Annotated in this window: 22 protein-coding genes and 2 pseudogenes; 9 read left to right on the top strand and 15 right to left on the bottom strand. The window is 71.2% G+C overall.

Annotated features, from left to right (window positions below; genetic code table 11):
• Window positions 1-173 precede the first annotated feature (173 nt).
• Together CFP66_RS18375 and CFP66_RS18365 are read right to left on the bottom strand one after the other, a co-directional pair.
• Window positions 174-653: a helix-turn-helix domain-containing protein gene (locus CFP66_RS18375; RefSeq protein ID WP_198961532.1), complete on the bottom strand. Its 480-nt coding sequence runs from the start codon at window positions 651-653 to the stop codon at window positions 174-176.
• A 525-nt stretch (window positions 654-1,178) separates the two neighbouring features.
• Window positions 1,179-2,090: an NmrA family NAD(P)-binding protein gene (locus CFP66_RS18365; RefSeq protein WP_233159524.1), complete on the bottom strand. Its 912-nt coding sequence runs from the start codon at window positions 2,088-2,090 to the stop codon at window positions 1,179-1,181.
• 35 nt (window positions 2,091-2,125) lie between these two features.
• Here CFP66_RS18365 and CFP66_RS18360 point away from each other — a divergent pair, with 35 nt between their 5' ends.
• Window positions 2,126-2,767 (top strand): TetR/AcrR family transcriptional regulator, encoded by a 642-nt coding sequence (locus CFP66_RS18360; protein ID WP_094925806.1) that lies wholly within the window; start codon window positions 2,126-2,128, stop codon window positions 2,765-2,767.
• 92 nt (window positions 2,768-2,859) lie between these two features.
• Here the strand turns inward: CFP66_RS18360 and CFP66_RS18355 are convergent, their stop codons facing one another.
• Both CFP66_RS18355 and CFP66_RS18350 read right to left on the bottom strand, forming a co-directional pair.
• Window positions 2,860-3,816, bottom strand: coding sequence for an SDR family NAD(P)-dependent oxidoreductase (locus CFP66_RS18355; RefSeq protein ID WP_094925804.1), 957 nt, complete (start codon window positions 3,814-3,816; stop codon window positions 2,860-2,862).
• A gap of 47 nt (window positions 3,817-3,863) precedes the next feature.
• Complete coding sequence (locus CFP66_RS18350; protein ID WP_094926240.1) at window positions 3,864-4,379, bottom strand: nuclear transport factor 2 family protein; 516 nt, start codon at window positions 4,377-4,379, stop codon at window positions 3,864-3,866.
• Here CFP66_RS18350 and CFP66_RS18345 point away from each other — a divergent pair.
• From CFP66_RS18345 to CFP66_RS18335, 3 genes are all read left to right on the top strand, one after another.
• A complete protein-coding gene (locus CFP66_RS18345) occupies window positions 4,367-5,017 on the top strand; it encodes a TetR/AcrR family transcriptional regulator (protein ID WP_369805099.1) in 651 nt (216 codons plus the stop codon). The genes CFP66_RS18350 and CFP66_RS18345 overlap by 13 nt on opposite strands.
• Window positions 5,018-5,302: 285 nt before the next feature.
• On the top strand, window positions 5,303-6,289 hold the full coding sequence (locus CFP66_RS18340) for a serine/threonine-protein kinase (RefSeq protein ID WP_158228140.1): 987 nt from the start codon (window positions 5,303-5,305) through the stop codon (window positions 6,287-6,289).
• 299 nt (window positions 6,290-6,588) lie between these two features.
• Entirely contained in the window at window positions 6,589-7,305 is a 717-nt protein-coding gene (locus tag CFP66_RS18335) for a glycosyltransferase (RefSeq protein ID WP_158228139.1), read from the top strand.
• Window positions 7,306-7,462: 157 nt separating this feature from the next.
• Here the strand turns inward: CFP66_RS18335 and CFP66_RS50330 are convergent, their stop codons facing one another.
• Window positions 7,463-8,182, bottom strand: coding sequence for a cold-shock protein (locus CFP66_RS50330; RefSeq protein ID WP_369805102.1), 720 nt, complete (start codon window positions 8,180-8,182; stop codon window positions 7,463-7,465).
• Between the two features lie 30 nt (window positions 8,183-8,212).
• A pseudogene (locus CFP66_RS49235) lies at window positions 8,213-8,410 on the bottom strand (cold-shock protein); the annotation flags it as partial.
• A gap of 539 nt (window positions 8,411-8,949) precedes the next feature.
• Here CFP66_RS49235 and CFP66_RS18325 point away from each other — a divergent pair.
• The 3 genes from CFP66_RS18325 to CFP66_RS18315 all read left to right on the top strand — a co-directional run bounded on the left by CFP66_RS18325 (window position 8,950) and on the right by CFP66_RS18315 (window position 14,003).
• On the top strand, window positions 8,950-10,467 hold the full coding sequence (locus CFP66_RS18325) for an alpha/beta hydrolase (RefSeq protein ID WP_158228138.1): 1,518 nt from the start codon (window positions 8,950-8,952) through the stop codon (window positions 10,465-10,467).
• Between the two features lie 84 nt (window positions 10,468-10,551).
• Window positions 10,552-12,795 carry a DPP IV N-terminal domain-containing protein gene (locus CFP66_RS18320; protein ID WP_094925794.1) on the top strand — a complete coding sequence of 748 codons (2,244 nt, stop codon included), beginning with the start codon at window positions 10,552-10,554 and terminating at the stop codon, window positions 12,793-12,795.
• Window positions 12,796-12,824: 29 nt separating this feature from the next.
• On the top strand, window positions 12,825-14,003 hold the full coding sequence (locus tag CFP66_RS18315; protein WP_094925792.1) for a DUF418 domain-containing protein: 1,179 nt from the start codon (window positions 12,825-12,827) through the stop codon (window positions 14,001-14,003).
• Window positions 14,004-14,107: 104 nt separating this feature from the next.
• Here the strand turns inward: CFP66_RS18315 and CFP66_RS18310 are convergent.
• Both CFP66_RS18310 and CFP66_RS47950 read right to left on the bottom strand, forming a co-directional pair.
• A pseudogene (locus CFP66_RS18310) lies at window positions 14,108-14,275 on the bottom strand (helix-turn-helix transcriptional regulator); the annotation flags it as partial.
• A 1-nt stretch (window position 14,276) separates the two neighbouring features.
• A complete protein-coding gene (locus CFP66_RS47950; protein WP_142100169.1) occupies window positions 14,277-14,609 on the bottom strand; it encodes a YkvA family protein in 333 nt (110 codons plus the stop codon).
• 1,112 nt (window positions 14,610-15,721) lie between these two features.
• On the opposite strand from CFP66_RS47950, the gene CFP66_RS18300 reads away from it, so the two are divergent.
• Together CFP66_RS18300 and CFP66_RS18290 are read left to right on the top strand one after the other, a co-directional pair.
• Window positions 15,722-16,993, top strand: a complete 1,272-nt coding sequence (locus CFP66_RS18300; protein ID WP_094925786.1) for an HNH endonuclease signature motif containing protein — start codon at window positions 15,722-15,724, stop codon at window positions 16,991-16,993.
• 559 nt (window positions 16,994-17,552) lie between these two features.
• Window positions 17,553-18,443 (top strand): SMP-30/gluconolactonase/LRE family protein, encoded by an 891-nt coding sequence (locus tag CFP66_RS18290; RefSeq protein WP_233159521.1) that lies wholly within the window; start codon window positions 17,553-17,555, stop codon window positions 18,441-18,443.
• Between the two features lie 249 nt (window positions 18,444-18,692).
• Here the strand turns inward: CFP66_RS18290 and CFP66_RS18285 are convergent, their stop codons facing one another.
• From CFP66_RS18285 to CFP66_RS18255, 7 genes are read right to left on the bottom strand one after another with little or no spacing between them, the layout of a single operon-like run.
• Complete coding sequence (locus CFP66_RS18285; RefSeq protein ID WP_198961531.1) at window positions 18,693-19,616, bottom strand: hypothetical protein; 924 nt, start codon at window positions 19,614-19,616, stop codon at window positions 18,693-18,695.
• Window positions 19,617-19,656: 40 nt separating this feature from the next.
• Window positions 19,657-20,526, bottom strand: coding sequence for a bifunctional 5,10-methylenetetrahydrofolate dehydrogenase/5,10-methenyltetrahydrofolate cyclohydrolase (locus CFP66_RS18280; protein WP_094925780.1), 870 nt, complete (start codon window positions 20,524-20,526; stop codon window positions 19,657-19,659).
• Window positions 20,523-21,521 carry a carbohydrate kinase family protein gene (locus CFP66_RS18275; RefSeq protein WP_094925778.1) on the bottom strand — a complete coding sequence of 333 codons (999 nt, stop codon included), beginning with the start codon at window positions 21,519-21,521 and terminating at the stop codon, window positions 20,523-20,525. Before CFP66_RS18275 ends, CFP66_RS18280 begins: the two co-directional genes overlap by 4 nt.
• Window positions 21,522-21,566: 45 nt before the next feature.
• Complete coding sequence (gene purU / locus CFP66_RS18270; protein ID WP_094925776.1) at window positions 21,567-22,475, bottom strand: formyltetrahydrofolate deformylase; 909 nt, start codon at window positions 22,473-22,475, stop codon at window positions 21,567-21,569.
• The gene (gene ahcY / locus CFP66_RS18265; RefSeq protein ID WP_094925774.1) at window positions 22,475-23,992 is read right to left on the bottom strand and encodes an adenosylhomocysteinase; all 1,518 of its coding nucleotides are present in this window, start codon (window positions 23,990-23,992) and stop codon (window positions 22,475-22,477) included. Before ahcY ends, purU begins: the two co-directional genes overlap by 1 nt.
• 10 nt (window positions 23,993-24,002) lie before the next feature.
• On the bottom strand, window positions 24,003-25,220 hold the full coding sequence (gene metK / locus CFP66_RS18260) for a methionine adenosyltransferase (RefSeq protein WP_094925772.1): 1,218 nt from the start codon (window positions 25,218-25,220) through the stop codon (window positions 24,003-24,005).
• Window positions 25,217-26,260 carry a hypothetical protein gene (locus tag CFP66_RS18255; protein WP_094925769.1) on the bottom strand — a complete coding sequence of 348 codons (1,044 nt, stop codon included), beginning with the start codon at window positions 26,258-26,260 and terminating at the stop codon, window positions 25,217-25,219. Before CFP66_RS18255 ends, metK begins: the two co-directional genes overlap by 4 nt.
• Window positions 26,261-26,266: the final 6 nt, after the last annotated feature.

The raw sequence follows: 26,266 nt of genomic DNA, 5'->3' as shown, positions 1-26,266 counted from the left end.
GATGAGCGGGCATGGGCGAGGGACGTGCAGATCGAGCTCCAGGACTGCACGCGAGCGACCCTAGCTCTGGACCGGTCCACCGACCTGAACCAGTTTCGTTCGAGTTCGTTGTACCGGTCGGTTCGCCGGCGCTCAAGTCCCCCACGACGGCCCACCCACGTCGCCGCGGAGCTTCACGCCGACCGGTCGTGAGCGGCTCGTCGCAGGAACTCGGCGAGCCGAGGGAAGTCATCGTCCAGCTTGACCGCCGCCGCCTCGAGTTGTTCCGCGTCAGCAATCTCGCGCAAGTCGTCAATCGCCGTGGAGCCCGTTCTCCCACCTCGAGGCCATGGCTCCCGGATACGAGCAACCTCGTCGAGGATCTCCTCGGCACGCCGAACCTCCAGGCCGCGGACGAGCGCACGACGCTGGTCGAGAACCATCAGACGAGCGCTCGCGACCGGGTCCCCGATCTTGATGCGCTCCCCGGAGACCAGCTGAGACAGCATCGCAGGGCTGACCCCGAGCACTCGTGCCAGACGCGCCTGGCTGATCCCGTAGTCCTCGGCGAGGCCGCGAACGAGGCTTTGCAACGAAGCGCCATAGAGATCTTTCTGACGCTCACGAGCCATTGCCCGACGGGCCGCTGGTGTCGCAACAACACGGTCGCCCATCTCCACCATCCTCGTGGATGACTACATGATCCCGTGGCAGAACAACGCAACTCAACCGTCTCACGTCGTGCCGTGCAGGAGCACCGAGGAAGGCGGAAGCGCGCTTCCGCACAGGGCGGCGCCGATTCGGTCCCCCGCAGCAGGCCACCGAGCATGCGATACGACTGGCCGAGGAGTGATCACCTTTTCTGCCCGCGGCTCGTTCACGGCGTGCTCGCGACATCGGCCCGCGGCGCACAGAGACCGTCATTCCCCGGCCGGTACGTACCGGCGGCGCATCTGCCGAGCCCACCTGGACGCCTCGCACCAGTCCGAACCTGCGCGCGTCGCCATGGCGCTGCGCGAGCTGTGGAGGCAGTAGAACCTCTGCAACGCGCGCCGACACCGCCGGCGAAACCTTGCTCGGCGTGCGCACGACGGCGACGACGTCCGAGCCCGGCACACCACGTCTCATGAGCTCCTGGACCGCGAGGCGCCCCAGCCGACCCGAAGCTCCGGTGACGGCGTACGTGGCCGGCCTGCGGGTCACGAGAAGACCGCGGCGTGGTCGGCGACGAACTGTTCGAAGCTCCGCGCCGGCCTGCCGACCACCGCGGGCACGTCGTCGGTGACGTAGTCGCAGTCACCTTCGGCGAACAAGCCCACTGCCTGCGCGTTCATCGCCGCCAGGCCCTCGGGTAGGCCGACCTCGATCAGTGCTCGTGCCTGCTCCTCGACCGTCAGCGGGTCGAACCCGATCGTCCGCCCGAGCACCTTCGAGAGCACCTCCGCGGCATCCGCGAACGAGATCGACTCGGGGCCGGTGGGCCAGTACGTCCTGCCCGCGTGCGCAGCGGGCGCCGCCGCGATCTCGGCGGCAACGGCAGCGACATCACGAGTGTCGACCATGCCGAGACGACCGTCGCCGGCTGCCGAGCCGAATCTGCTCGTCCGCACGATCGACGGGGCCGACATGAAGAAGTTCTGCATGTAGGCGTTGTTCCGCAACAGCGTATGGCCCAGCCCGGACGCGATCAGCCGGTTCTCGATCTCGGCCTGATCCCGCCGCCGGGCGATCGGTGAGTCCACCGACGCCTTGCTGGTGATCTTCACGACGTGCCCGGCCCCTGCCCGGACCGCACTCTCGACGACGTTGATCTCCTGGACGGGGATCGCCGGGCTGACCAACACCACCGAGGAGACACCGCGCATCGCCACGTCGACGGACGCGGGATCGTCCAGGTCGCCCGTCGCGACCTCCACCCCCGACCTCGCCGGCGCGGTCACCTTCCCCGGGTCGCGAACCAGGACCCGCACCGGTTTCCCCCGATCGGCGAGCAGCCGAGCCACCTCCGTACCCACCTTGCCAGCGGTCGTGACCAAGATCATCGCGTGCACTCCCCCATCGTCCTGTCGACCACCGGTGCTCGATCTAATTTTGTGGTGCACCCCAATCATAGCGCCATGTCCAGGAAAGTTGCTAGCCTCCGGCGATGACCAGCCCCGGACTACGCGAACGCAAGAAGGCGCGTACCCGTCGCCTCATCGCCGACACCGCAGCCCGCCTGTTCGCCGAGCAGGGCTACGAGCAGGTCGCCGTCAGTGACGTGGCTCGCGAGGCCGAAGTCGCCGAGCAGACGGTCTACAACTACTTCCGGACCAAGGAGCACCTGGTCACCGATCGCGACGAGCAGATCCAGGACCGACTCGGCGACCTGATCCGCGCCCGCCCACCGGACACGACGCCGGCGGCCGCGATCCGTGCCTTCGTCCTCGAGTCCGTCGCGGGGATCCGCCGCATCCCACCCGACATCTGGCACGGCGAGCTCGGCCACCTGGCGGCCATCAGTCCCACCGTCCACCGACTGGCGCTGGAGCTGACGGACCGCCAGGCCACCGCCCTCGCCGGCGCCATCGCCGACACCACCCCCGTCCGGCCGGAGATCGCCCGACTGCAGGGGATCGCGCTGGCCGGCGTGTTCCAGATCATCATCGGCGAGGCCGGCAGGCGGACCCGCGACGGCGAGAGCCAGGACACCATCGCCGACGAGCTGTCCCCGATCGTGGAGAACGTCCTCGATGAGCTCGACCGGTGGTTCGGAGTGTCGGGACCGCCGACCCTGCAGCGCTCGTGAGGTCGGGCTGGGCCGCCACTCCTCCCTGGAACGCCCTACTCCGGGACCTGAGCCCGCGTGCGCGCGATCTCACGGCACCGGTGCGGTGAGGCTCAGCCGTGCGGGCCGGGGTCCGGCCCGATTTCGGTGGCGGCAGCCGTGACCTGCCACAACTCGCGCGCGAGCAGCTGGTCCTGCGCAGTCGCCGACCGGCGCGCCGGACCGGCCGGGCCACGGATCTCGAAGGGGCCGGTGGGGCCCAGGTAGTCGCCGCCGCGGACCGGCCCGGTGGCCGCGAGGAGCTGGGGCAGGATTCCGGCCGCGACCGGCTGGGAGAGCCAGCGGTCCGGCAGCACGAGCAGGCGGGCCCTCCACGTGCTCCCGCGCGCCAGAGCGTTGTCGAGCAGCGCCGATGCCGTCAGTCCCGGGTGTGCGGCGACCGACAGGACGGGGTCACCGGTGAGTCGCAACTGTCGGTCGAGCTCCGCGGCAAACAGCAGGTTCGCGAGCTTCGACGCCCCGTAGGCCAGCGTGGGCGAGTACCGCCGACGCTCCCAGCGCAGGTCAGCGAGGTCGAGCCCGCCCGAGCGGTGACCGAGGCTCGACGTCGTCACCACCCGGGAAGGCATCTCGGATCTTCCGGCCGCCCGAAGCGCCGGCATCAGCAGCCAGGTCAGCGCGGCCGGCCCGAAGTGGTTGGTCCCCATCTGCAGCTCGAACCCGTCGCGGGTCCGGTTGTGCGGGCCCAACGACACCGCGGCGTTGTTGATGAGCACGTCGACCTCGTCCTCGGTGCGTGACCTGATGTCCGCAGCGGCGGCGCGCACCGAGGCCAGGTCGGCCAGGTCGAGCAGTACGGCCTCCGCCGAGCCCGGCCCGTCGATCCCGGCCCGCACCTGTTCGACGGCCGCTTCCCCGCGCTCGGCGTCCCGGACGGTCATCAGGACCCGTGCGCCGGCCCCGGCCAGCGCGGCGGAGAGAGCGAGGCCGAGGCCGGAGGTCGTGCCGGTGACGACGACGGTGCGGCCCGTGAGGTCGGGCGGGAGTCGCTGTGGTTCTGCGGTAGGCATCGATGTCTCCTGCCGGGGTTGATTCGCAGGCGAGGGAACGGACCCGCTCAGCGCTGGAGGGGGACGTCCGCGGGTGTGAGGGCGGCCTGGAAGATGCCGAAGTTCCCGGTCATCCACCGGGCTGTCAGCTTGACCGCGGCGATGCGCCAGCCGCTGGGGGTGCGTTCGAAGCGGTTGGTGTAGTACCCGTGCACGGTCTGGTCGCTGTCGCCGGTGCTGTTCGGGAGGTGGTGGCTGGCCCGGACGTAGGCGACGCAGGTCGCGAAGTCGTCGCCGTCGAACGTGATCACGAGGTTGGTCATCATGTGCTGGGTCGCGGTGAAGGACTCCATCCTCGGTGCGGTGCCCTGCACCCAGTCGTCGGCGCTCACGCGGACGACGGGCTGACCGAAGCCGTCGCTGAAGTCGATCTCGACCTCGTCGGTGAAGCAGCTACGGAACAGCTCCCAGTCGTGGGAGTCGGTGCCCGTGGCGTACCGGAGCTGGACATCGCCGATCTCGGCTCGGTCGTTCAAGCGGCGCAGGGCGGCATCGGCGTTCGGAACTTCATATGACAGTGTCATGCCGACCAGCGTGTCCCACTCGGATGACACTGTCAACTATAGTGGGCGGCGTGACACGAGCCGAGACTGCTGCGGCGACCCGGCGAACTCTGGTTCGCGCTGCTTCCGAACTGCTCGACGCAGGAGGGCCCGACGCGGTGACCCTGCGTGCTGTGGGGGCGCGGGCCGGAGTCAGCCGCGGTGCCCCCTACGGGCACTTCGAGAACAAGGAGCATCTGCTGGCGCAGCTCGCGATCAACGCATGGGACGCGCTGGCCGCCGACGTACAGCGGCTCCGCGCAGACCTCGACGTCGCTCCGGCCGCGCGGCTCGAGCGCGCCGTCCTGGCGCTCATCGACGTCGCTCGCCGGCAGCCGCACCTCTACGCGCTGATGTTCAGCACCCCGGCGAACACCTCGGCCACCGCCACGGCCGCGGGCCGGCTCGAGAACGAGTTCCTCGGTCTCGTCGCGGACGTGGTCGGCGATCCCGACGCCGCTCGCTACGGGGCCCTCGTCATGTGCACCGCGCATGGCATCGCAGGTATGGAGCTCAGCGGCCACCTCCCGAAAGACAAATGGCAGGTGGGTGTGGAGCAGCTCGTGCGCATGCTGACAGCCGCCATCCGGCCGGGTGAAGAGGCGGACGCGAGCAGCTGACCGACCGCGGTCCCACGGCGGCGACGACTGGCGTCGGCGGCCTTCCCTCGCGCTGCCCGGCTACGGCCGCAGGTCGAGCCCTGTGCGGCCAAGGGGTCTTCCTACAGGTCGTCGACCCGTCCGGGTTCGCAGGTCCTGCGTGCCCGATCCTGTCATCTACACCGCTGTGCTCCCGGATGGTCGCGTACGCACCAGCAGTCAGGCGGGGCATGCGACACCCCCTCGCACACAGAGGAAGTTCTGCGATCGCGCATGAAAGGACCCGATCGGGGGAACGAGATGAAAGTGGATCTCGACCAGCCAGCTGCCGGCGATCCGAAGTCGTGCCTGCTCGCCGGCCGGTACGAGCTGGGCCCGGTGATCGGGGTCGGGTCCTCCGCGGTGGTGCGCCGGGCCTGTGACCTGCGCCGCGGCGTGTCGGTGGCGGTCAAGCAGTTCCCTCCCGGCATGTCGGCGCTGGAGCTGCGCCAGCAGCGCAGGGAGATGACGGCGCTCGCCAGGCTGCGCCATCCCGGCCTGGTCGGGTTGCTCGGCGGCGGCACCGAGCAGGGCCGCCCGTTCGTGGTGACCGACCTGGTGGAAGGGCCCACACTGGCCGGCCGAATCCGCGCCGGCCCACCACTGCACCCCGACGCCGTACGCCGCTTGGGCCGGCAGCTGGCCGCGGCGCTCGCCCACGTACACAGCCGGGAGTTCATCCACCGTGATGTGAAACCCGCCAACGTCCTGCTGGGAAACGATGGCCGAGCCCGCCTCGCCGACTTCGGTATCGCTCGCGCCTTCGACGGCACCGCCGCGACGACGAACGGCTCCGTGGTCGGCACCGCCGCTTATCTCGCACCCGAGCAGGCGCGCGGCGAGCAGGTCGGCCCGGCCGCGGACGTGTACGCGCTGGGCCTGGTGCTGCTGGAGGCCCTGACCGGGCACCGCGAGTACCCAGGTGGCGCGGTGGAGTCAGCGATCGCTCGGCTGCACCGCTCCCCTCGGGTGCCCGACGGGTTGCCCGCCGAGTTGGGCGAGCTCCTCGTGGCCATGACAGATCTCGAGCCGCAACGCCGGCCCACCGCCGACCAGGTCGCCACGGCGCTGGTCGCGCGTCCGGCGAGCGCACCCCGGCACACCCGTCACCGCCGGCGCGGCTGGGCGGTGACGCCGCTGGCCGCGGCCGTGCTGCTCGGGGCAGCCATCGCAGGCGGTGTCATGGTCCTTTCCGAAGCGCCGCAGCCCGCTCCGAGCGACACGACCGTGATGCCCACCGGCCAGCAGCCCTAGCTGCGGGGCAGCGCCCCGCCTACGCCGCCCCAGCCCTTCCCGGACTCATCAAGCCGCGTGCCCGACAAGCCCTCACCGGGAATCGCCGCCATCTCACCCCACCACGGTGACCCTTCCCCGGCCGTCACTGCGACCGACCCTGAGGTGCCGCCGCCGGCAGCGTGGTCACCTGGCCGGCGCAGGGCCCCGGGCGGGGTCGGCCCATTGTTGGCCCCACCGCCATAGCTTCGATCTGTGTCTGGCCCGCAACGCACGGTGTGCAACGTGTCCGCGCGGATCCGCGCCTGCCTGCTGCGGGGTTGATCGTCTGTTTCGACGGGCAGGAGCTGATCGCGGCCACCGCCGCGAGCCCGCACCTGCGCCGCGCCGCACGCCGCCACGGGGTACGTCGCCTTCCTCCACCTGCATCACGACTGAACAACCTGCCCCCGAGCCTGGCCACCGGCAGGCCCGGCCACCCGCTGCGCCCGGTGCCGTGGTCGGGCACCGGCGAGGTGCCCGAATGGCTGCGCCGGCCTCCCGCGCGGCCTCGGCTCATCGTCACCCACAGCACCATCGCCGGGGCAGGCGGCGCCGCGCACCTGCAACCCGTTCTCGCCGCCGCGGCCGGACTCGACGCCGAAGTGGTGCTCGTGCGCCCCCCGTCGAACCTGACGGTCCCGCCGGCGGTGCGCACCACCGGCTGGGTGCCGCTCGCGGCAGTACTCCCGCACGCCACCGCAGTGGCGCACCACGGCGGCGCCGGCACCACCCTCGGCGCGCTCGCCGCCGGAATACCTCAACTCGCTGTACCTGGCAGCGGAGACCGGCGCCACAACTCCGCAGTGGTCTCCGGCTCCGGCGCAGGCTTGGCCGTGCCCGCCCGCGGCATCACCCGTGACGTGCTGCACCGCCTCCTGCACGATCGGCACCTGCGCGCCAACGCGTGCGAGCTCCGCGACGAGATCGCCGCGATGCCCGGGCCCGCCGAAGTCTCCCGGACGATCACCGCCCTGCTCAGCCGCGGGGCGGCGTAACGCCCGGGCGCGGTCGCGGGCAACCCACGGGCCCCCGTCACCACGAGGGAGATCGATCTCCGGGAGCAGACTGCAGTCGCGTTGCCGACGGCACCATCGACGGGGACGGACGAGCACTCTCGTCGGGAAGTGATCAGCCCTCGGTGGGGCCGCCTCTTCAGAGGCGTTCGACGCGGTCGGCCTGCGGGCCCCGGTCGCTCTGACGCACCGCGTACCGGACCCGGTCACCCTTCTGCAGCGGCTCCGACCCCATGATCACGGACACGTGGACGAAGAGATCGTCGCCGCCTGCGTCCGGGGTGATGAAACCGAAGCCGCGGTCGCCGTCGTAGCGCGCGACGACGCCCTCGCCGCCTCGTGCGGGCACGTCCCGCGCCACCGGCCCTGCGGCCTCGGCAGGTGCCGACCGCTGCGGCGCAGTCTGGGGCTCGGCGCCCCGGACCAGCTGCACGTCGCGGGCCTGCGGGCCCTTGTCTCCACTGGCCACCTCGTAGGCGACGCGGTCGCCCTCCGTGAGCCACGTCAGCCCCTCGGCCAGGGCCCGGGCGTGGACGAAGACGTCCCCGGCGCCGGAGTCGGGGTTGATGAAGCCGAAGCCCTTGTCCTCGTCGTACCAGGCCACCGTGCCGTCGGCGCCGTCTGTGGTGCCGGCCGCAGCGGGTAGGCCGGCTCCCGCTCCCAGCGGGATCACGTGCCCGGCCTGCGGGCCGCGCTCGCCCTCGACGATCAGGAAGGCCACCCGCTGCCCCTCGGTGACCACGCCGCCGGTCACGATGGCGGAGCTGTGCACGAAGATGTCGGCGCCGCCGCCGTCCGGCGACGCGAAGCCGTACCCCTTGCCCGGCTCGTACCAGTTGACGGTGCCGAGCAGGCCCACGGCGCTACCGGTGACCGCGTCGGCGGTGACGCGAACGCGCAACGCCTGCGGCCCGCGGTCGTTCTCGCCGACCTCGAACACGACGGCCTGGCCCTCGCGGAGCACTTTCACACCGCCGTCCCCGACGATCTCGGAGGCGTGCACGAACACGTCCGGCGAGCCGTCCTCGGGCGCGAGGAAGCCGAAACCCCGTTCGGCGTCGAACCAACGGACGGTCCCTTGCGGCATCAAAGACTCCAGGTCGGGAGGGCGGGCACTGGCCCCAGTCTCCCCGACGAACCTCGCGGTCCGTCGGGCCGGGCCCACAGGCGCCAGGTCGCGGCGTCGGCACCCGGTCGAGAGCACGAACAAGACCCCTTCCAGGGCAGCCCGGTCGTCGAGCACTCCTCCGAGTCACGCGCCGATCGACTTCCGCATCGAGCGGACCGAACCAATGCAACACTTAAGTACCAAACAGTACATATATGGTCCTCGGTCACGGTCCGCCAGTGGCGACGTCGGCCGGACGGCGCACCGTCCTCCGCCTTCGGTCGTGCGGTTTTGTCCTTTCGACGGACCCGCGGAACCAGCCGGCCGCCCTACGTTCGCGGCGAGCCCCGGGACTCCCCGGAGAGTGGAACCCGGCTGGAACCACCTGTTCGGGGGTTGAGGATGCCGCTACGGCATCTCGTCTGCTGGAGTTCGCACCAGTGATCGACACCGTGCCCGCCCGAACGAACGAAAGAGGAAGCGTGCAGCGACGAAGCATCCGGATGACGCTCGCAGCGGTGGGACTGCCACTGTTGCTGGCGACGGCCTGCGCCCAGCCGGGCACGGCCGGGGAACCCCGGGTGCCGGCACCGGACCTGACGCAGTTCCACGACCAGCAGCTCGCGTTCGAGCCGTGCGCCCCGTACGCGACGAAGCTTGCCGACGAGGCGCTGTTCGCGAACGAGCGGTTCGACTGCGCCCGGATGCAGGTCCCGCTCGACTACGCCGACCCCGACGGCCCCCGGGCCGAGATCGCCCTGCTGCGGATGAAGGCCCGGGGCGAGCGGATCGGATCGCTGGTCGTCAACCCGGGCGGCCCCGGTGGTTCGGGGATGAGCCACATCGCAACGATGGCGCCGACCTTGGACCCGACGCCGATCGGGGAGCGGTTCGACATCGTCGGCTTCGACCCCCGCGGCGTGGGTGCCACCACACCCCGGGTGGACTGCTTCACCAGCGTCGAGGACGACCGCGGCGACGGCTTCAACGGCACCCTCGTCCCTGAGGACGTCCCCGACGCGCGGGCGGCGGAGACGATCGCGCTGCGCTGCGCCGACAGCGTGGGCGGCGAGCAGGCGCTGGCCCACATCGGTACCCGGGAGACCGTCCAGGACCTGGACGTGCTGCGCGCGGTGTTGGGCGACGAGCAGCTGTCCTTCCTCGGCTACAGCTACGGCACCGAGCTCGGCGCGGTGTACGCCGAGACGTTCCCGGACAACCTGCGGGCCATGCTCCTCGACGGCGCCATCGACCCCGAGCTGTCCGGCGTCGAGTTCACGGTGTCCCAGGCCGCGGGAATCCAGCGAGCCTTCGACGGGATGGCCGCGCAGTGCACCAGCGGCCCCGACTGCCCGCTGGGCACCGACCCGACCCGGGCGGTCGAGACCTACCACGCACTCCTGCGCCCGCTGCAGGACGACCCCGTGCCGACCACCGACGGACGCGACCTGACCTACGAGGACGCCGTGACCGGGGTGTTCGCCGGGATGTACTCCGAGGACCTGTGGCCGATCGTCGTGCGGGGGCTGGCGCAGGTGGCGGACGGGCGAGGCGACATCCTGCTGGCGCTGCACGACCTGTACGCCCAGCGCGGCCCCGACGGCCACTACGGCAGCCTGCTCGAGTCGTTCCGCTCGATCCGGTGCATGGACTGGGACCGGCGCACCCCGGCCGAGCAGGCCGACCAGCTCCGCCAGGTCCGGGAGGCCGCTCCGATCATGGACGACGGCACCCCGGTCACCGAGAGCTACCACGAGTGCGCGGCCTGGCCGGAGCCGCCGAGCCGGACCGGGCCGTTCGTCACCGGCGACGTCGACGTGCCGCCGATCCTCGTCACGTCGGTCACCGGTGACCCGGCGACACCCCACCAGGGCGGCATCAACCTGGCCCGGACCCTCGGCGGCGCCCTGCTGACCGTGGACGGGGCCCAGCACGGGATCGCCCTGTTGGGGCAGAGCCAGTGCGTCGACCAGATCGCAACCGACTACCTGATCGACCTGGCGCTGCCGCCCGCCGACGCACGCTGCGAGCAGTAGCCGCCGGACCGCTGTTCGACTGTGCCGCAACCGCCGGGTGCGACCTGGCACCACACGGTCGAGGACTTCGAGGGGGAACCAAGAATGATTTCCATCGGCGCCGAGGACTACGCGCGCGCTGAGTCGATGCTCGCGCCGAATCGGAAGCAGGCGGTGCCAGCGGCATCCGTGGTGCCGCAGTGGCTCGCCGGCGGTCGGCGCTTCGTCTACGAGGTCGGCGGCCGGCACGTGCTGGTCGACCCGGCGACGGGTACGCGTCGCGACGCGTTCGACCACGCCCGGCTCGCGGCCGCGCTCTCGCTGGCGTCCGGGCACGCGGTGGACGCCGCAGACCTGCCGGTGGTGCTGCCGGAGTTCGAGCTCCCCGGACGCGACGAGGACGTGGTGCGCTTCTTCGCCTTCGACGAGACCTGGGAGTTCTCCGGCAGCGACGGCACCTGCGAACGGGTCGAGGGGCCGGCGCTGCCCACCCGGGTGGAGCTGGTGTCCCCGGACAAGGCCTGGGCCGCGTTCACCCGCGACGGGAACATCTGGGTCCGGTCACGGGACAGCGGCGAGGAGTTCGCGCTCACCGAGGACGCCGAGCCCGACCACTCCTACGGCGCGATGCTCGACTGGGCCGGGATCTTCCAGTGGCGGGCGCTGGGCATCGACCCGCCGTTCGTCGCCGAGTGGTCGCCGGATTCCACCCGGCTGTTCACCCACCGTCTCGACCAGCGGGGACTGCCCGAGCAGGTGCTGGTGGAGTCCGCCCCGGCCGGCGGGGGCCGCCCGGTGGAGCACCGGCTGCGCTACCCGGTGCCGGGCGACGAGCAGGTCGCGACGATGTCCTGGGTGGTGCTCGATGTGGCCGCTCGCACCGTCGTGCACCAGCAGGATCCGCCGACCCCGATCGTGCACACCGCCGGCCTGGCGTCGCGGTGGTGGGTCGGGGACTCCGTCTACTTCCTGCGGTACTCCCGTGACGCGTTGACCCTCGAGATGCACCGCCTCGACCCCGCCACCGGGGCCGGCACGCTCGTCGTCCAGGAGACCGGACGGACCTGCGTCGACCCGGGCGCGTCGACCGTCGAACCGGCGCAGGTGCGGGTGCTGGGCTCCGGGGAGGTCCTCTGGTGGTCCCAGCGCGACGGCTGGGGGCACCTGTACCTCTACTCGCCGGACGGCGGGAAGCACGTCCAGGTCACCTCGGGCGAGTGGCTGGTGCGCCGCGTGCTGTGGGTCGACGAGGACGCCCGCCGGGTCTGGTTCCTCGCGAACGGGCTCGCCGAGACCGACCCCTACCTGCGCCAGGTCTGCCGCATCGACCTGGACGGGACAGGGTTCACCCGGCTCACCGACGACGAGCTCGACCACGACGCGATCAGCCCGCCCGAGGGCGGGTACCTCGTCGACCGGGCCTCGACCGTCGCGACGCCTCCGCGGTCGTCGGTGCTCGGTGGGGACGGCAGGGTACTGGTCGAGCTCGAGGCCCCCGACACCGCCGCGCTGGCTTCCCGCGGCTGGGCACCGCCGGAACGGTTCCGGGCCACCGCCGCCGACGGCCGGACCCCGATCTACGGGCTGCTGTGGCGGCCGCACGGGTTCGACCCGGACCGCCGCTACCCGGTGATCGACCACGTCTACCCCGGGCCGATGGTCTACCGCGCCTCCCCTGCCTTCGACGCCCCGCCCTTCACCGGGGAGGCCGAGGCGCTGGCTGCACTGGGGTTCGCCGTCGTCGCCGTCGACGGGCGGGGCACCGCCGGGCGCAGCAAGGCCTTCCACGACCACTCCTACCGCAACTTCTCGGCCGCCGGGTTCCTGGTCGACCACGTCGCCGCGATCCGCCGGCTGGGCGAGCGCCACCGGTGGCTGGACACCACCCGGGTCGGGATCACCGGCAGCTCCGGGGGCGGGTACGCCACAACGCGAGCGCTGCTCGCCCACCCCGACTTCTTCCGCGTCGGCGTCGCCCGGGCCACCCCGAACGACATCGGCAGCTACTACCCGTACTGGGGCGAGCGCTACTACGGCCACCTCGACGACGACGCCCGCCGCGACCTCGACAACGCACACCTCGCCGCGAACCTCCAGGGCCGGCTGCTGCTGATCCACGGCGAGCTCGACGACAACGTCCTGCCCGCCCAGACCCTGCGCCTGGTCGACGCGCTGGTGAAGGCCGACAAGGACGTCGACATGCTCGTCGTCCCCGGCGCCGAGCACCTGTTCAACGCCAGCTTGCACTACGTCCTGCGCCGCACCTGGGACTACTTCGTCCGCCACCTGCACGGCGCCGAGCCACCCTCCTACCGCCTCACCCCGCTCCCGCCGAGCCTGCCCGTCTGACCGCAGCTCCACCTCGCGTAAGGATCTTCGTGTCCACGTCTCCTCAACCTGTCGCAGGGCCGGTCGCACCCACGCCGCTGTCGCAACGCCTGCTGGCGCCGGACCTCGCGCGGGGCGTGATGCTGCTGCTCATCGCGCTGGCCCACTCCCGTCAGCTGCACGCCGGGGGCAACTCGCTCACCACACCTGCCGGTGGCGGCCCCGTCGACGTCGCCGTCCAGTGGCTCCTGACGTCCTTCGTGGACGGGCGCGCCGCCCCGCTGTTCGGGATCCTCTTCGGCTACGGCCTCGTGCAGATGACCCGGCGCTACACCGGCCTCGGCGGCGACCCGGCGCAGGCCCGGCGACTGATCCGCAGGCGCGGGGCGTGGCTGATCGTCTTCGGCATCGCCCACGTCGTCCTGCTCTACAGCGGGGACGTGATCGGCGCCTACGGTGCGTTCGCAGTGATGTTCGCCGGGGTCGTGTCCTGGTCGAGCCGTCGAATGTGGACGGTCATGGCGATCACCCTCGTCTTCGGGGTCACTGCCTCCGCCCTGCTCCAGCTCCTGACCCCCTCCGACGCACCACTCGCCGTGGGTTCCACCCTGCTCGACAGCGCGATCCTGCGCATCTCAGCGCTCCCGGTGCTGCCGATCGCCGCGGTGGGGATCGCACCGTCCGTCCTGATCGGAGTCCTGGCCGCGCGGATGCGGCTGCTCGAACAGCCCGACCGCTACCGGCCGCTACTGCGCCGGTTCGCCCTGGTCGGGTTCCCGGTGGCGGTGCTCGGCGCGCAGCCGGTGGCCCTTCAGGCAGTGGGCCTGTGGAGCCCCGCCTCCCCCGGCATCGACGCGGTCGGCCTGGCGGTGTGGGCGGCCACCGGGATCGCCGGCGGGCTCGCGTTCCTGGCCGCGATCGCACTCGTCGCCTACCGACTCGGTGACCGGCGAGGACCGGTCACGACCGGGCTGGTCGCGTGCGGCCGGCGCTCGATGACCTTCTACATCGCCCAGTCACCGGTCTGGCTGGTCGCCACCGAACCGTCGCTGCTCGACCTCGGCGGGAAGCTGGGCGCCGCCACCGCCGCCGGGCTCGCCATCGCCACCTGGGCGGGCACCGTCGTCATCGCCTACGGCCTGGACCGCGCCGGGCGGCGTGGCCCGTTCGAGGCCCTCCTGCGACACCTGACGTACCGCAGCCGCGCTCGCCCCCGCCCGGCCGTGTGATCCCGGACGGCTCAGCCCGAGGAAGCTGGCACTCAACGCGTTCGCGATCACCGTCGAAGGCCGTACCGTCCCGGCCGGCACCACCTGAAACCCATCAACACCGGTTACACCGTTGAGCGGACACTCCCGCGGTCGGCGGGGTCAGGGGAGCCGCAGGTCCGCAGCTGCCGGCGGGAGCTGATGTCGAGCTTGCGGAAGATGCTGCGAAGGTGCGCCTCGATCGTGCGCGGGCTGAGGAACAGCTGGGCGCCGACCTCGCGGGAGGTCACCCCCTCAGGCCGAGTCGCGGTCGCGGTGGAGGGTTCGCCGACCCAGTCGACCCAGGTCCACCCCGCCATCGCTGAGGATGCGGTGCGCCTTCACCAACTTGTAGACGAACAGCACCACCGCGACGGTCACGCCGGCGTCGTCGACCAGCCCGAGCGGACCGAGGACCGCCTCCGGCACGACGTCGATGGGCAAGACGAGGTAGACCGCCGCGGCGCCCATGGCTATCAGGCCACGCGGCGGGATGCGGTAGCGCCACATCACGTACCCGAGCACCATGACGACGAGCAACCCGAGTACGCCGACGATCAGCAGGGTGGTGCGCAGCCAGTCGGGCATGGCCCCAGTCTGCCGGGTCCTGGGCCACTCCGCCGGATGCCGGCACCGGTTCCCCGCAGGGCTCCAACGGCGGGCCGGGAACGGCGCGCCAACCGGCGGAACAATGATCAGGTAGACGTGAGGGCTGTCGGATCTTCCCGCGACAGCCCTCACGTCTATGTGACCATGCTCCGAGCCGCGTTCAGCGGAAGTGGCCCGGGCGCGACAAGACCGTCGCGACGCGTGCGATGGTGGATGAGGGCTCGGTCCGGCCCGCGGCGATCCTGCTGATCGACGGTGGTCAACAGCGGATGTGTCCAGCGCGGCGACTCCTCCGGGGACCAGCACCGAACCGGCCGCAGCGCCTGCGGCCGTGGCGCCCGCTGTCGCCGCGACCATCCCGGCCGCGGAAGGCAGGCGGTGCACCCGGAGCACATGGACGGCGTCGTCGTGCTGGTCAGCCGATCTGCGGATCGCGGCCTGCGGATCGGTCATCGGTCATATCGGGACTGGGTGGGCGGCCGTTCCCGGCGCGGCCCAGGCCTGTCTGGACGAGCCCGCCCCTGCTGCGTGCTCGCGCGCCTTGCGGTGGTCCCGCTCCACCCCATTACGGATGATCATCGGGCCGACTCGAGGCGTGTCCACCCTCATGATCGGCGGGATCGGGACATGCGCTGCAGAGGTGCGGTTCATGCCCCTGGTCCGCTGATCAAGGCCGTTTCGGAGGGGGTCGGGAACGGCACCACAGCCAGTCGAGCGGGCACCCGGCTATGACGGGCTCGTCCGGAACGGGCCTGGGCCCGCGTCGGGGACGGCCGCCCGGCCAACCACGATGTTCGTGGGTTGTGCCCAACCCGGCCGCCCTCGGCGCGGGAGGTCGAGCTCGGCGCCGGACCGACTGCGCGTGAGACCCAGCTGTGGGGTGGGGCAGGAGGTGACGAGCCGGGAACGGCGCGCCCACCGCATCCCGGGCTACGAGGCAGGGCCCCGGGGAGGGGCGACTGCCCCGGATTCGCGTGCGGGGTAGATGCGGAACGGGCACTGCGTCTTCCGCCGCACCGTTCATTATTACAAACGGTCAACCACCCGAACAGACCCATGCCATCGAACACCTGTTCGACTAAACTTGAAGTATGTCCGCAGTCGCCGCCGCATACGAACACCTCCAAGAGGCGTTCGACGCATTCCGGCAGGCCGCGGAAAACCCCCTGACCTCAGACGCGGAACTGCTGTCGGTGCTCACCATCGGTGAAGGCATGTCCCGACAACACGACCACCTCACCGTCTCCACCACTGCCGCGCTGCAACGGCGCGGCACGTTCGCCGAACGTGGCTATCGCAAACCCGAAGGCGCGTTGACCGACCTTCTGGGATGCGACTCCTACGAGGCGCGCCGCCGGGTCGTCGCCGCGGAGCAGGCGTGTGAGCAGATCGGGTTCGACGGCACCGTGCTCCCCGCCCGGCTTCCGGCGACGGGGAAGGCGTTCGCCGCCGGGCACGCAGGGCTGCGCCACGTCGAAGTCATCGCCGCCCTGCTGGGCACCCCCGAGGCCGGGCGGATCACCGACTGGCAACGCGCCGGGCTGGAAGAGCAGCTGGCCGGTATGGCCGGCGAGTACTCGCCCGGGCAACTACGCAAGATCGGCACCCAGCTGCTGGAAGCCCTGGACGGCGACGGTCCCGAGCCTGATGACAACCCGCCGGAGCCGGTCAACCGGCTGCAGGTCCGTAAGCGTCGCGACGGGTCAGGCGGCACGATCAGCGGGCAGTTCGACGATGCGGCGATGTTCGATGCGATCGCCACTGTCATCGACGCCAAGGCGAAGCCCCTCGGCCGCGATGATCAACGCTCGACGGGGCAGCGTCAGGCCGAAGCCCTCGCCGACGCGTGTGGGTTCGTCCTCGCCCACGCCGACCACGCCACCCTGCCCGATGCCGGTGGGCGGCGGCCGCACTTGAACGTGTTGATCCGGCTGGAGGACCTCGAGACCCGCGCACGGTCGGCGATGCTCGACTTCGGTGGCCGCATGACCGCCGCCTCGTTGCGGATGCTGGCCTGCGACGCCGCGGTCGTACCGATCGTCATGAACGGCGCCGGGCAACCCCTCGACGTGGGGCGCTCCACCCGGGTGATTCCCGACGGGTTGCGCAGGGCGGTCACCGCCCGCGATCGTGGATGCGCGCACCCGGGCTGCGACCGGACGCCATCGTGGTGCGAAATCCACCACATCTGGGAGTGGGAGCACGGCGGCCCCACCGAACTGAACAACCTGGTCAGCTTGTGCAAAGTCCACCACCGCCTGATCCACGATTCCGGATGGGTGGTGCGGATCCGTGACGGGTTACCCGAATTCATCCCGCCGAAATGGATCGATCCGGAACAAAAACCCCGCCGGAACCCCTGATGGGCGGCCGAGGATCACGACTGCGGGTCGACCTCTCGGGCGCTCCGGTCAACCACCGCACCTCGTGCCGGGAGGTCGCCGTGGAACGCACCTCCATCCCTGGAGCGCAGGCTCGGGCGGCGACAGCGGTGCCGCCGGGGTATGCCGTGAACCTCCACCGGTGATCCCAGCGCAGGGCTCGCCTGCGGAGCCGTTCCGGCGAGGCATGGGAGGCACCGATCGCGACGGACAGGAACGAGGCCGGGAAGCGGGCGAGGACCTGGGCCGGTTCGATCAGGGTCAGCGCGGTGAGCCGCGCCGGATCAAGGCCCGTCTGGGCAGGCCGGCAGCGAGTTCGTCGGCGCGGATCGGCCCAGCCCCGGCCGGGACGCGGCGATCACAGCCGATGGCCAGCACATACCCGACCCGACGCAACTCCAACTCGGCGCACAACACAGGACCGGCGCCGTCGACCTCGTCCCCGGCCACCCACGGCGCCTCACGAACTACGGCTGGAGCTCTAGGTTCGAAGAGCCCGCAAATCTGCAGCTTGTCAATCTGAACAACGAGGGGCCGACACGTGAGTGCGTTGACCACGATCGTCACCGGAATGTCGTTCACGGAGTGCCCCAGGTGGCACGACGGACGCATCTGGTTCTCCGACTTCTACACCAACCGGGTGCTGTCCTCGGCCGAGGACGGTTCCGGTCTGACGACCGAGCTCGAGGTGCCGAACCAGCCGGGCGGGCTGGGCTGGCTCCCCGACGGCCGCCTGGTCGTGGTCTCCGCGCGGGACCACACCCTGCTGCGCCGCGAGCACGACGGACAGGTGGTCGTCCACGCCGACCTGGGCAAGCACGCCGGCGGCAACCTCAACGACATGGTGATGGACTCGACCGGTCGTGCCTACGTGGGTGACTTCGGCTTCGACCTGGGCGCCGGTGCGGACCCCGCCACCACCACCATCACCCGGGTCGAGCCGAACGGAACCGTCAGCGAGGCCGCGAGCGGCCTGCACTTCCCGAACGGCAGCGTCATCACCGACGACAACGTGCTGATCGTCGGCGAGACGTTCGGCAACCGGGTGACGGCCTTCGACATCGACGACAGCGGTGCCCTGACCAACCAGCGGGTCTGGGCGACGTTCGGTGACGTGCCGACCGAACCCGACCTCGCCTCCGTCCTGGGCCAGTTGAAGATCGCGCCCGACGGATGCTGCCTCGACGCCGAGGGTGCCCTGTGGATCGCCGACGCGCTGGGCGGCAAGGTGATCCGGGTGCAGGAGGGTGGGGACATCGTCGACGAGATCCAGGTCGACAGTGGTGTCTTCGCCTGCATGCTGGGAGGCGACGACGGCCGGACCCTGTTCCTCTGCGCAGCGCCCGACTTCGATGCCGCCGCCCGAGCGGCGGCTCGCGAATCCCGGCTGCTGACCACCCGGGTGGACGTCCCCCATGGCGGTCGCCCGTAGCGGTTCCACCGCGGGGCCGGTCGGGACATTCTGGCTGCTCCCCCTCCGGCACGCGCCACGATCACGCGGACGCCGCTGGAAGGGGTGGGCGGCGTCCCGGCCGAGTCCCGTGGCGATCACCTCGCGAGTAGAGCCAGCCCGCTTCGGCACGCAGCGCTGCAAGCTCGTCCCGCATCTCAGCGACGCGGTGGTCGGCGAACCCAAAAGCTCGGCGTGCCACTCGCGCCGTCCTTTCCTGCTCCCTCGTCGTCATGTTGATCGGTTCTCGCCAGGTACTCCTTCGCCGTCGTGTCGAATGCGCGGTGCGACAACGAAGTCGCGTACCCACGCAGATGTTGCCGTGATGGCTCCGAAGGTGTAAAAGTGCGTCCGCACGTCCCCGTGGACGGCCGGGTCGAGCCCATCTGCCAGCGCCGAGACGAACGCGTCGGGGCCGGCGGTACCCAAGAGATTGGCGAGGGAGAATCCGTACTTGCGGGTGATCCCGGCGGACGTGGCCACGCCGAACCGGCGGGCGTAGGCGAGCAGGCGCTTGACCCCGACCGGCCCCGGAACCCCGACACGGATCTGCGCCTCGATCCCCTGCCGGCGAAGCGCACGGATCCAGCCGAGGACGGGCTGCACGTCGAAGCCGAACTGGGTGATCACCGCGGGGGCCAGCTCCTGTTCGGTGAGAACCGCGACCTTGGCGTGCAGTGCCTCGGACAACGCGTCCACGGCGATGTGCGGATGCCCCTCGGGATAGCCGGGGACGCTCACCCGCCGCACACCGGTCTCCTGCAGGATACCGCTGCGCAGTACCGAGAGGCCGTCGGCGAACGGGCCGGCAGGAGTGGTCGGGTCGCCACCGACCACGAAGATCTCGTCGAGCGCGTCGGCCTCACCGAGGGCTGCGAGGAATTCACCGAGCTCTGCCGGCGAGCGCATGCGACGAGCGGCCACGTGCGGAACCGGGGTGAAGCCGTGACGCCGCACGGCTCTGGCCGCGCCGACCCGATCCTGCATGGTTTCGCCGGCGAGGTAGGTGATGTTGACCCGGGTCCCGGGCGGCAGGTACGCCGCGGCCTCGTCGAGCCCTGCGCGGTCCCGTCCGGTCATCTCCAGTGAGAAGCCGTCGAGGACGCGGGGGTGCTGGCCGTTCTGCATCGGGGGTCGTGCCTCCAGTCGCGTCATGGCGAATGCGTATGAGGACGTCGGTGTGGCGGGCAGACGTTCAGGGACGACCACGCGATGACGCCGTGTCCGGAGATGGGCAGAGGGCGGCGGCGGTGACGGTGTTGCGCAGGAGCATCGCGATGGTCATCGGCCCGACCCCGCCGGGCACCGGGGTGAGTGCGCCGGCGACCTCGCGGACCTGGTCGGCGTCGACGTCGCCGCGCAGTCCGGTGCCCGTGCGGTGGATGCCGACGTCGATCACCGTGGCACCGGGCTTCACTCCGTCCACGCCGACGATCCCGGGGACCCCTGCTGCCACGACGAGCACGTCGGCGAGGCGGCAGGTCGCGGCGAGGTCGCGGGTGCGGGAGTGGCACACCGTCACGGTCGCGTGGCGCTGCAGGAGCAGCGCCGCCATGGGCTTGCCGACCAGATCGGACCGGCCGACGACCACCGCGTGCGCGCCCGCCAACTCCACCCCGATCTCGTCGAGCAGCACGAGCACCCCGGCGGGCGTGCACGGGCGCAGCCCCGGGCGGCCCAGCGCCAGTCGCCCGGCGCTGCCCGCGGTGAGACCGTCGACGTCCTTGCCCGGCGGGATGCGGTCGATCAGCGCAGCGGCATCGAGGTGCGGGGGCAGCGGCAGCTGGACCAGGATCGCCGTGACCGCGGGATCGGCGGCGAGCTCGTCGATCACGGCCGCGGCGCGTGCCTGGCTGATGTCGCCGGGAAGCGGCCGGTGCAGGTCGCGCATCCCGGCCTCGACGCACTGCCTGCGCTTGTTGCGCACGTAGATCGCCGAGGCCGGGTCGTCGCCGATGATGATCGTGGCGAGCCCGGGTGGTGCCGGCAGTGCCTCGACGTCCCGCGCCACCTCCTTGCGCACCCGGGCGGCCACCGCCCGACCGTCGATCAGGGTCGCCGTCATGCCGCCGCCCGGCCCGCGCGCAGGAGGGGCGCGATGTCGCCCTCCGCCGAGGCCCCGTAGGTGTCGGCCAACCGGGTCAGCGCCGCGTCGACGTCGAGGTGCCATTCCTGGGGTCCGGAGGACTCGAGGACGAGGGTGGCGATGAGCGAGCCGAGCTGCGCGGCGCGTTCCAGCTCGAGCCCGCCCGCGACCCCGGCGAGGAACCCGGCCCGGAACCCGTCGCCGACCCCGGTCGGGTCGACGACCTCGTGCGCCGGCACGGCCTCGACCGTGGTCTCGGCGCCGTCGGCGTCGACCAGCAGGCAGCCCTTGCTCCCCAGCGTGGTGACGCGCAGCCCCACCCGCTCGGCGATGTCCTGCTCGCTCCACCCGGTGCGGCGCTGGAGCAGCTCCCACTCGTACTCGTTGGTGAACAGGTAGCGGGCGCCGCCCACGAGCATGCGGCAGCGGTCGGTGTCCAGGCGGGGCAGCTGCTGGGAGGGGTCGGCGGCGAACGGCACGCCCAGCTCGCGGGCCTCCTGGGTGTGGGCGAGCATGGCGTCGGGGTCGTCGGCGCCGATCAGCACCAGCCCGACGCCGTGGCTGTCGACGAGCGGGCCGATCCGGATCGCGGCGGCCTCGCTCATCGCGCCCGGGTAGAAGGACGCGAGCTGGCACTGGGCGTCGTCGGTGGTGCAGGTGAACCGCGCGGTGTGCGCCGTCGCCGAGGTGTGCACGCCCGCGCAGTCCACCCCGTGCCGCTCCAGCCAGGCGCGGTAGTCGGCGAAGTCGGGCCCGACGGCGCCCACGAGCACCGGGCGGGCGCCGAGCACGCCCAGCGCGAACGCGATGTTGGCGCCCACGCCGCCGCGCCGGACGACGAGGTCGTCGACGAGGAAGCTCAGCGAGATGCGGTCGAGGTGACCGTCGATGAGCTGCTCGCTGAACAGGCCGGGGTAGTGCATGAGGTGGTCGGTCGCGATGGAGCCGGCGACGGCGATGGCTGCGGGCGGCATGGCATCTCCCCGTGGGATGGGTAGGTGGATCAGAGGACGACGCCGTCAGAAGACGACGCTGGTGCGCCCGTCGACGAGCACCCGGTCCTCGCAGTGCCAGCGGACGGCGCGGGCGAGCACGGCGCGTTCGATGTCGGCGCCTGCGCGGGTGAGGTCGGTGACGCCTGCGCGGTGCGACACCCGCACGACGTCCTGCTCGATGATCGGGCCCTCGTCGAGGGTCTCGGTGGCGTAGTGCGCGGTGGCGCCGATGAGCTTCACGCCGCGTTGCTTGGCGCGCTCGTAGGGGCCCGCGCCGGCGAAGGCCGGCAGGAACGAGTGGTGAATGTTGATCACCGGCACGCCCACCCGGTCGAGGAAGTCACCCGAGAGGACCTGCATGTACCGGGCCAGCACCACGAGATCGACCCGCCCCGCCAGCAGGTCCAGCTCACGCTGCTCCGCCTCCGGCTTCGTGGCGCGCGTGACCGGGACGTGCGCGAAGGGCACGCCGAACGCGGCGACGTCGGCCGCGAGGTCCGGGTGGTTGGACACGACCTGCACCACCGTCATCGGCAGCTCACCCCGGCGGACGCGCCACAGCAGGTCCAGCAGGCAGTGGTCGTAGCGGGACACGAACAGCGCCACCCGCGTCAACGACGAGGCGTCCCGGAAGCGGAACGTCCCGCCGATCGCGGGCGCGACCTCGTCGACGAAGGCCCGTTCGAGCTCGGGCAGCGCCCCGGTCAGGCCGGGCAGGTGGAACTCGGTGCGCAGGAAGAACCCGCCCCCGACGGGCCCGGTGGAGAACTGGTCGGACTGCACGATGTTGGCACCGCGCCGGTGCAGGAACGCGCTGACCCGGGCCACGATCCCCGGCCCGTCGGTGCACGAGACGACGAGCCGGCCGATGTCCTGCCCGGCAGCGGGTTCGGGGGTCCCGGCCGCGTGTGGCCGTTCTGCCGTGGTGGTCATCAGTACCGGTAGTGCTCGGGCTTGTACGGGCCCTCGACGTCCACGCCGATGTACTCGGCCTGGTCCTTGGAGAGCGTCGTCAACTCCCCGCCCAGCGCCAGAACGTGGATCTTCGCGACCTTCTCGTCCAGGATCTTGGGCAGCCGGTAGACGTCCTTGTTGTACTCCTCGAACTTCGTGAACAGCTCGACCTGGGCGATCACCTGGTTGGAGAAGCTGTTGGACATCACGAACGACGGGTGCCCGGTGGCGTTGCCCAGGTTCATCAGCCGACCCTCGGACAACAGGATGATCGAATGCCCGTCGCCGAAGACCCACTCGTCGACCTGGGGCTTGATGTTCAGGCGGCGGATACCCGGGTAGCGCGTCAGCCCGGCGACGTCGATCTCGTTGTCGAAGTGGCCCACGTTGGCCACGATCGCCTGGTGCTTCATCCGGGACATCGCCTCGGTGGTGATGATGTCCTTGTTGCCGGTGGTGGTCACGATGATGTCGGCGGTGTGCACGACGTCCTCGAGCCGCGCCACCTGGAAGCCCTGCAGCAACGCCTGCAGGGCGCAGATCGGGTCGACCTCGGCCACGATCACCCGCGCGCCCTGACCGGCCAGCGCGGCGGCCGAGCCCTTGCCCACGTCACCGAAACCGCAGACCAGCGCCACCTTGCCGCCGATCAACACGTCGGTTGCCCGGTTCAACCCGTCGATCAGCGAGTGCCGGATCCCGTAGGTGTTGTCGAACTTGCTCTTGGTGACCGAGTCGTTGACGTTGATCGCCGGGAACAGCAGCAGACCCTGCTCGGCCAGCTGGTAGAGCCGGTGCACACCGGTGGTGGTCTCCTCGGTGACACCCCGGATGTCCGAGGCCACCGTGGTCCAGTGCTTCGGGTCCTCGGCCAGCGAACGGCGCAGCGTGTCCAGGATGATCCGGTACTCGTCCGAGACCGTCAGGTCCTCGTCCTCGACCGTGGGCACCACACCGGTCTTCTCGAACTCCACGCCCTTGTGCACGAGCAGGGTGGCGTCACCACCGTCGTCGAGGATCATGTTCGGACCGACCACGTTGCCGGCCTCGTCGGTGAACTTGAACAGCTGCTCGGTGCACCACCAGTACTCCTGAAGCGTCTCGCCCTTCCAGGCGAACACCGGCACACCCTGCGGCTCCTCCGCGGTGCCGTGCGGGCCCACGACGATGGCCGCGGCCGAGTGGTCCTGGGTGGAGAAGATGTTGCAGGACACCCAGCGCACATCGGCGCCCAGGCTGACCAGGGTCTCGATCAACACCGCGGTCTGCACGGTCATGTGCAGGGAGCCGGCGATCCGCGCCCCCTGCAGCGGGCGCGCCTCGGCGTACTCGCGGCGAAGCTCCATCAGGCCGGGCATCTCGTGCTCGGCGAGCCGGATCTCCTTGCGGCCGAACTCGGCCAGGCCGAGATCGGCCACGGCGAAGTCGATGCCGCCGCGGGTCTGGTGAAAAGTGGGCACGGGGATGTTCGCGACAGTCTTGTTCGTGACAGTCATGTCAGTCCTCTCAGGCGGTGAGGCCGGCGGCGTCGCGCAGCGCCGCGGCGCGGTCGGTGCGCTCCCAGGGCAGATCGAGGTCGGTGCGCCCGAAGTGGCCGTACGCCGCGGTCGGCGAGTAGATCGGCCGGTGCAGGTCGAGGTAGCCGCGGAACGCGGCCGGCCGCAGGTCGAAGTGCTCGGCCACCAGCTTCTCGATCAGCCGTCGGTCCACCTGCTCGGTGCCGAACGTCTCCACCAGCAACGACACCGGGCGTGCGACACCGATCGCGTACGCCACCTGCACCTCGGCGCGCCAGGCCAGGCCGGCGGCCACCACGTTCTTGGCCACGTACCGGGCCGCGTACGCCGCCGACCGGTCGACCTTCGAGGGGTCCTTGCCCGAGAAGGCGCCGCCGCCGTGGCGGGCGAACCCGCCGTAGGTGTCCACGATGATCTTGCGGCCGGTCAGCCCCGCGTCCCCCACGGGACCGCCGATCACGAACCGGCCCGTCGGGTTGACCAGCAGGTTGGAACGCAGCTCGTCGGCGTCGTAGAAGTCGGTCGGGAGCTCGGCGGCCACCACGTGGTTCCACAGGTCCTCGCGGATCTGCTCGTTCGTGGCCTCCTCGCCGTGCTGGGTGGACACCAGCACCCGTTCCACGGCCACCGGCACGCCGTCGACGTAGCGCACCGACACCTGCGTCTTGCCGTCCGGGCGCAGGTATCCCAGCCTGCCGTCCTTGCGCACGGCCGCGAGCCGGCGCGAGAGCCGGTGTGCCAGCGCGATCGGCATCGGCATGAACTCGGGCGTCTCGTCGGTGGCGTAGCCGAACATCATCCCCTGGTCGCCGGCCCCGGCCCGGTCGAGCTCGTCGTCGGAGCGGCTGCCCCGGTGCTCGTGGGCCTGATCGACGCCCTGCGCGATGTCCGGGGACTGCTTGTCCAGCGCCACCAGTACCGCGCAGTTGTGCCCGTCGAAGCCGTAGCGACCGTCGTCGTAGCCGATGCGGTTGACGGTGTCGCGCACGATCTGGGTGTAGTCGAGGTGCTGCGGGGTCGTGATCTCCCCGGCCAGCACCACCATCCCGGTGGTGATCAGCGTCTCGCACGCCACCCGCGAGTACGGGTCGTTCGCGAGCGCGGCGTCGAGCACGGCGTCCGAGATCGCGTCGGCGATCTTGTCCGGGTGCCCCTCGGTCACCGACTCGGACGTGAACAGGTACTCGTGCGGGTCGGACTGGGTCATGACGGTGCTCCTTCTTCGGAGGAGGCGCCGGCGAGCGAGCGCCGGACCTGTTCGGTGCCTGCCACCATCGCGGCGAGCTTCGCCCGCGCGACGGGGCCGCTGAGGTTGCGCAGCCCGCAGTCCGGGTTGATCACCAGGCGATCGGCGGGCACGAGCTCGAGCGCCCCGCGGATGCGGGACGCGATCAGGTCGGGGCTCTCGACCTGGCCGCTCTTGACGTCGACGACACCCACGCCGAGCGCGCGGTCCCACCCGTGCTTCGCCACGACGGTCAGGTCGTCGTAGCCCTTGCGGGCGAACTCGAGCACGAGCTGGTCGACGGCGGCGTCCATCACGGCGGGGAACAGGAAGTCGTAGTGGCCCTCCCACGAGGGCCGGGCGTAGCGGTTGCCGTAGCAGACGTGCAGTCCCCACGTGACGTCGACGCCGGCGGTGACCACGTTGATCGCCTCGACCGCCGTGGCCACCTCGTGCGGGTGGCCCGCGAGGAACGGCTCGTCGATCTGCAGCAGCCGCGCGCCCCGCGCGGCCAGCGCGTGCGCCTCGGCGTTCAGGATCCCGGCGATCGCGAGCACCAGGTCCCGGCGATCGGGGTAGGCCTCGTTGGACAGCCGCCGGGACAGTGAGAACGGCCCGGTGAACGAGAACTTGATCGGCTGCGTCGTCTGCGACGCGGTGAACGCGAAGTCGTCGGCGAGCCCGAGCGGTACCCGGCCGTCCGGTGCCTGCAGCGGCGCGCTCACCCGGGTGTCGTAGTAGTCGAAGTAGAAGTCCTTGGCGGTGTGCGCGATCTCGACGCCCGGCATGCGGGCGACGAAGTAGTCCAGGTCGTTGTCCCGGCGCAGCTCGCCGTCGGACACGATGTCGATCCCGGCCAGCTCCTGGTCGCGCAGCGCGGCCTTGATCGCCATGTCGTGCACGTCCTGCAGCTGGGCGTGGCTCATCTTGCCGCGGAAGTACTCGGTCTTCAGACGCTCCATCCACTCCGGTACGGGGTAGGAGCCGACGACCGTCGTGGGCAGCAGGGGCAGACCGTCCATGTCGGC

The organism is Pseudonocardia sp. MH-G8, assembly GCF_002262885.1.
GTDB lineage: Bacteria > Actinomycetota > Actinomycetes > Mycobacteriales > Pseudonocardiaceae > Pseudonocardia.
Note: the sequence above shows the minus strand (reverse complement) of the source record. Positions and strands in the feature narration are given on the sequence as shown.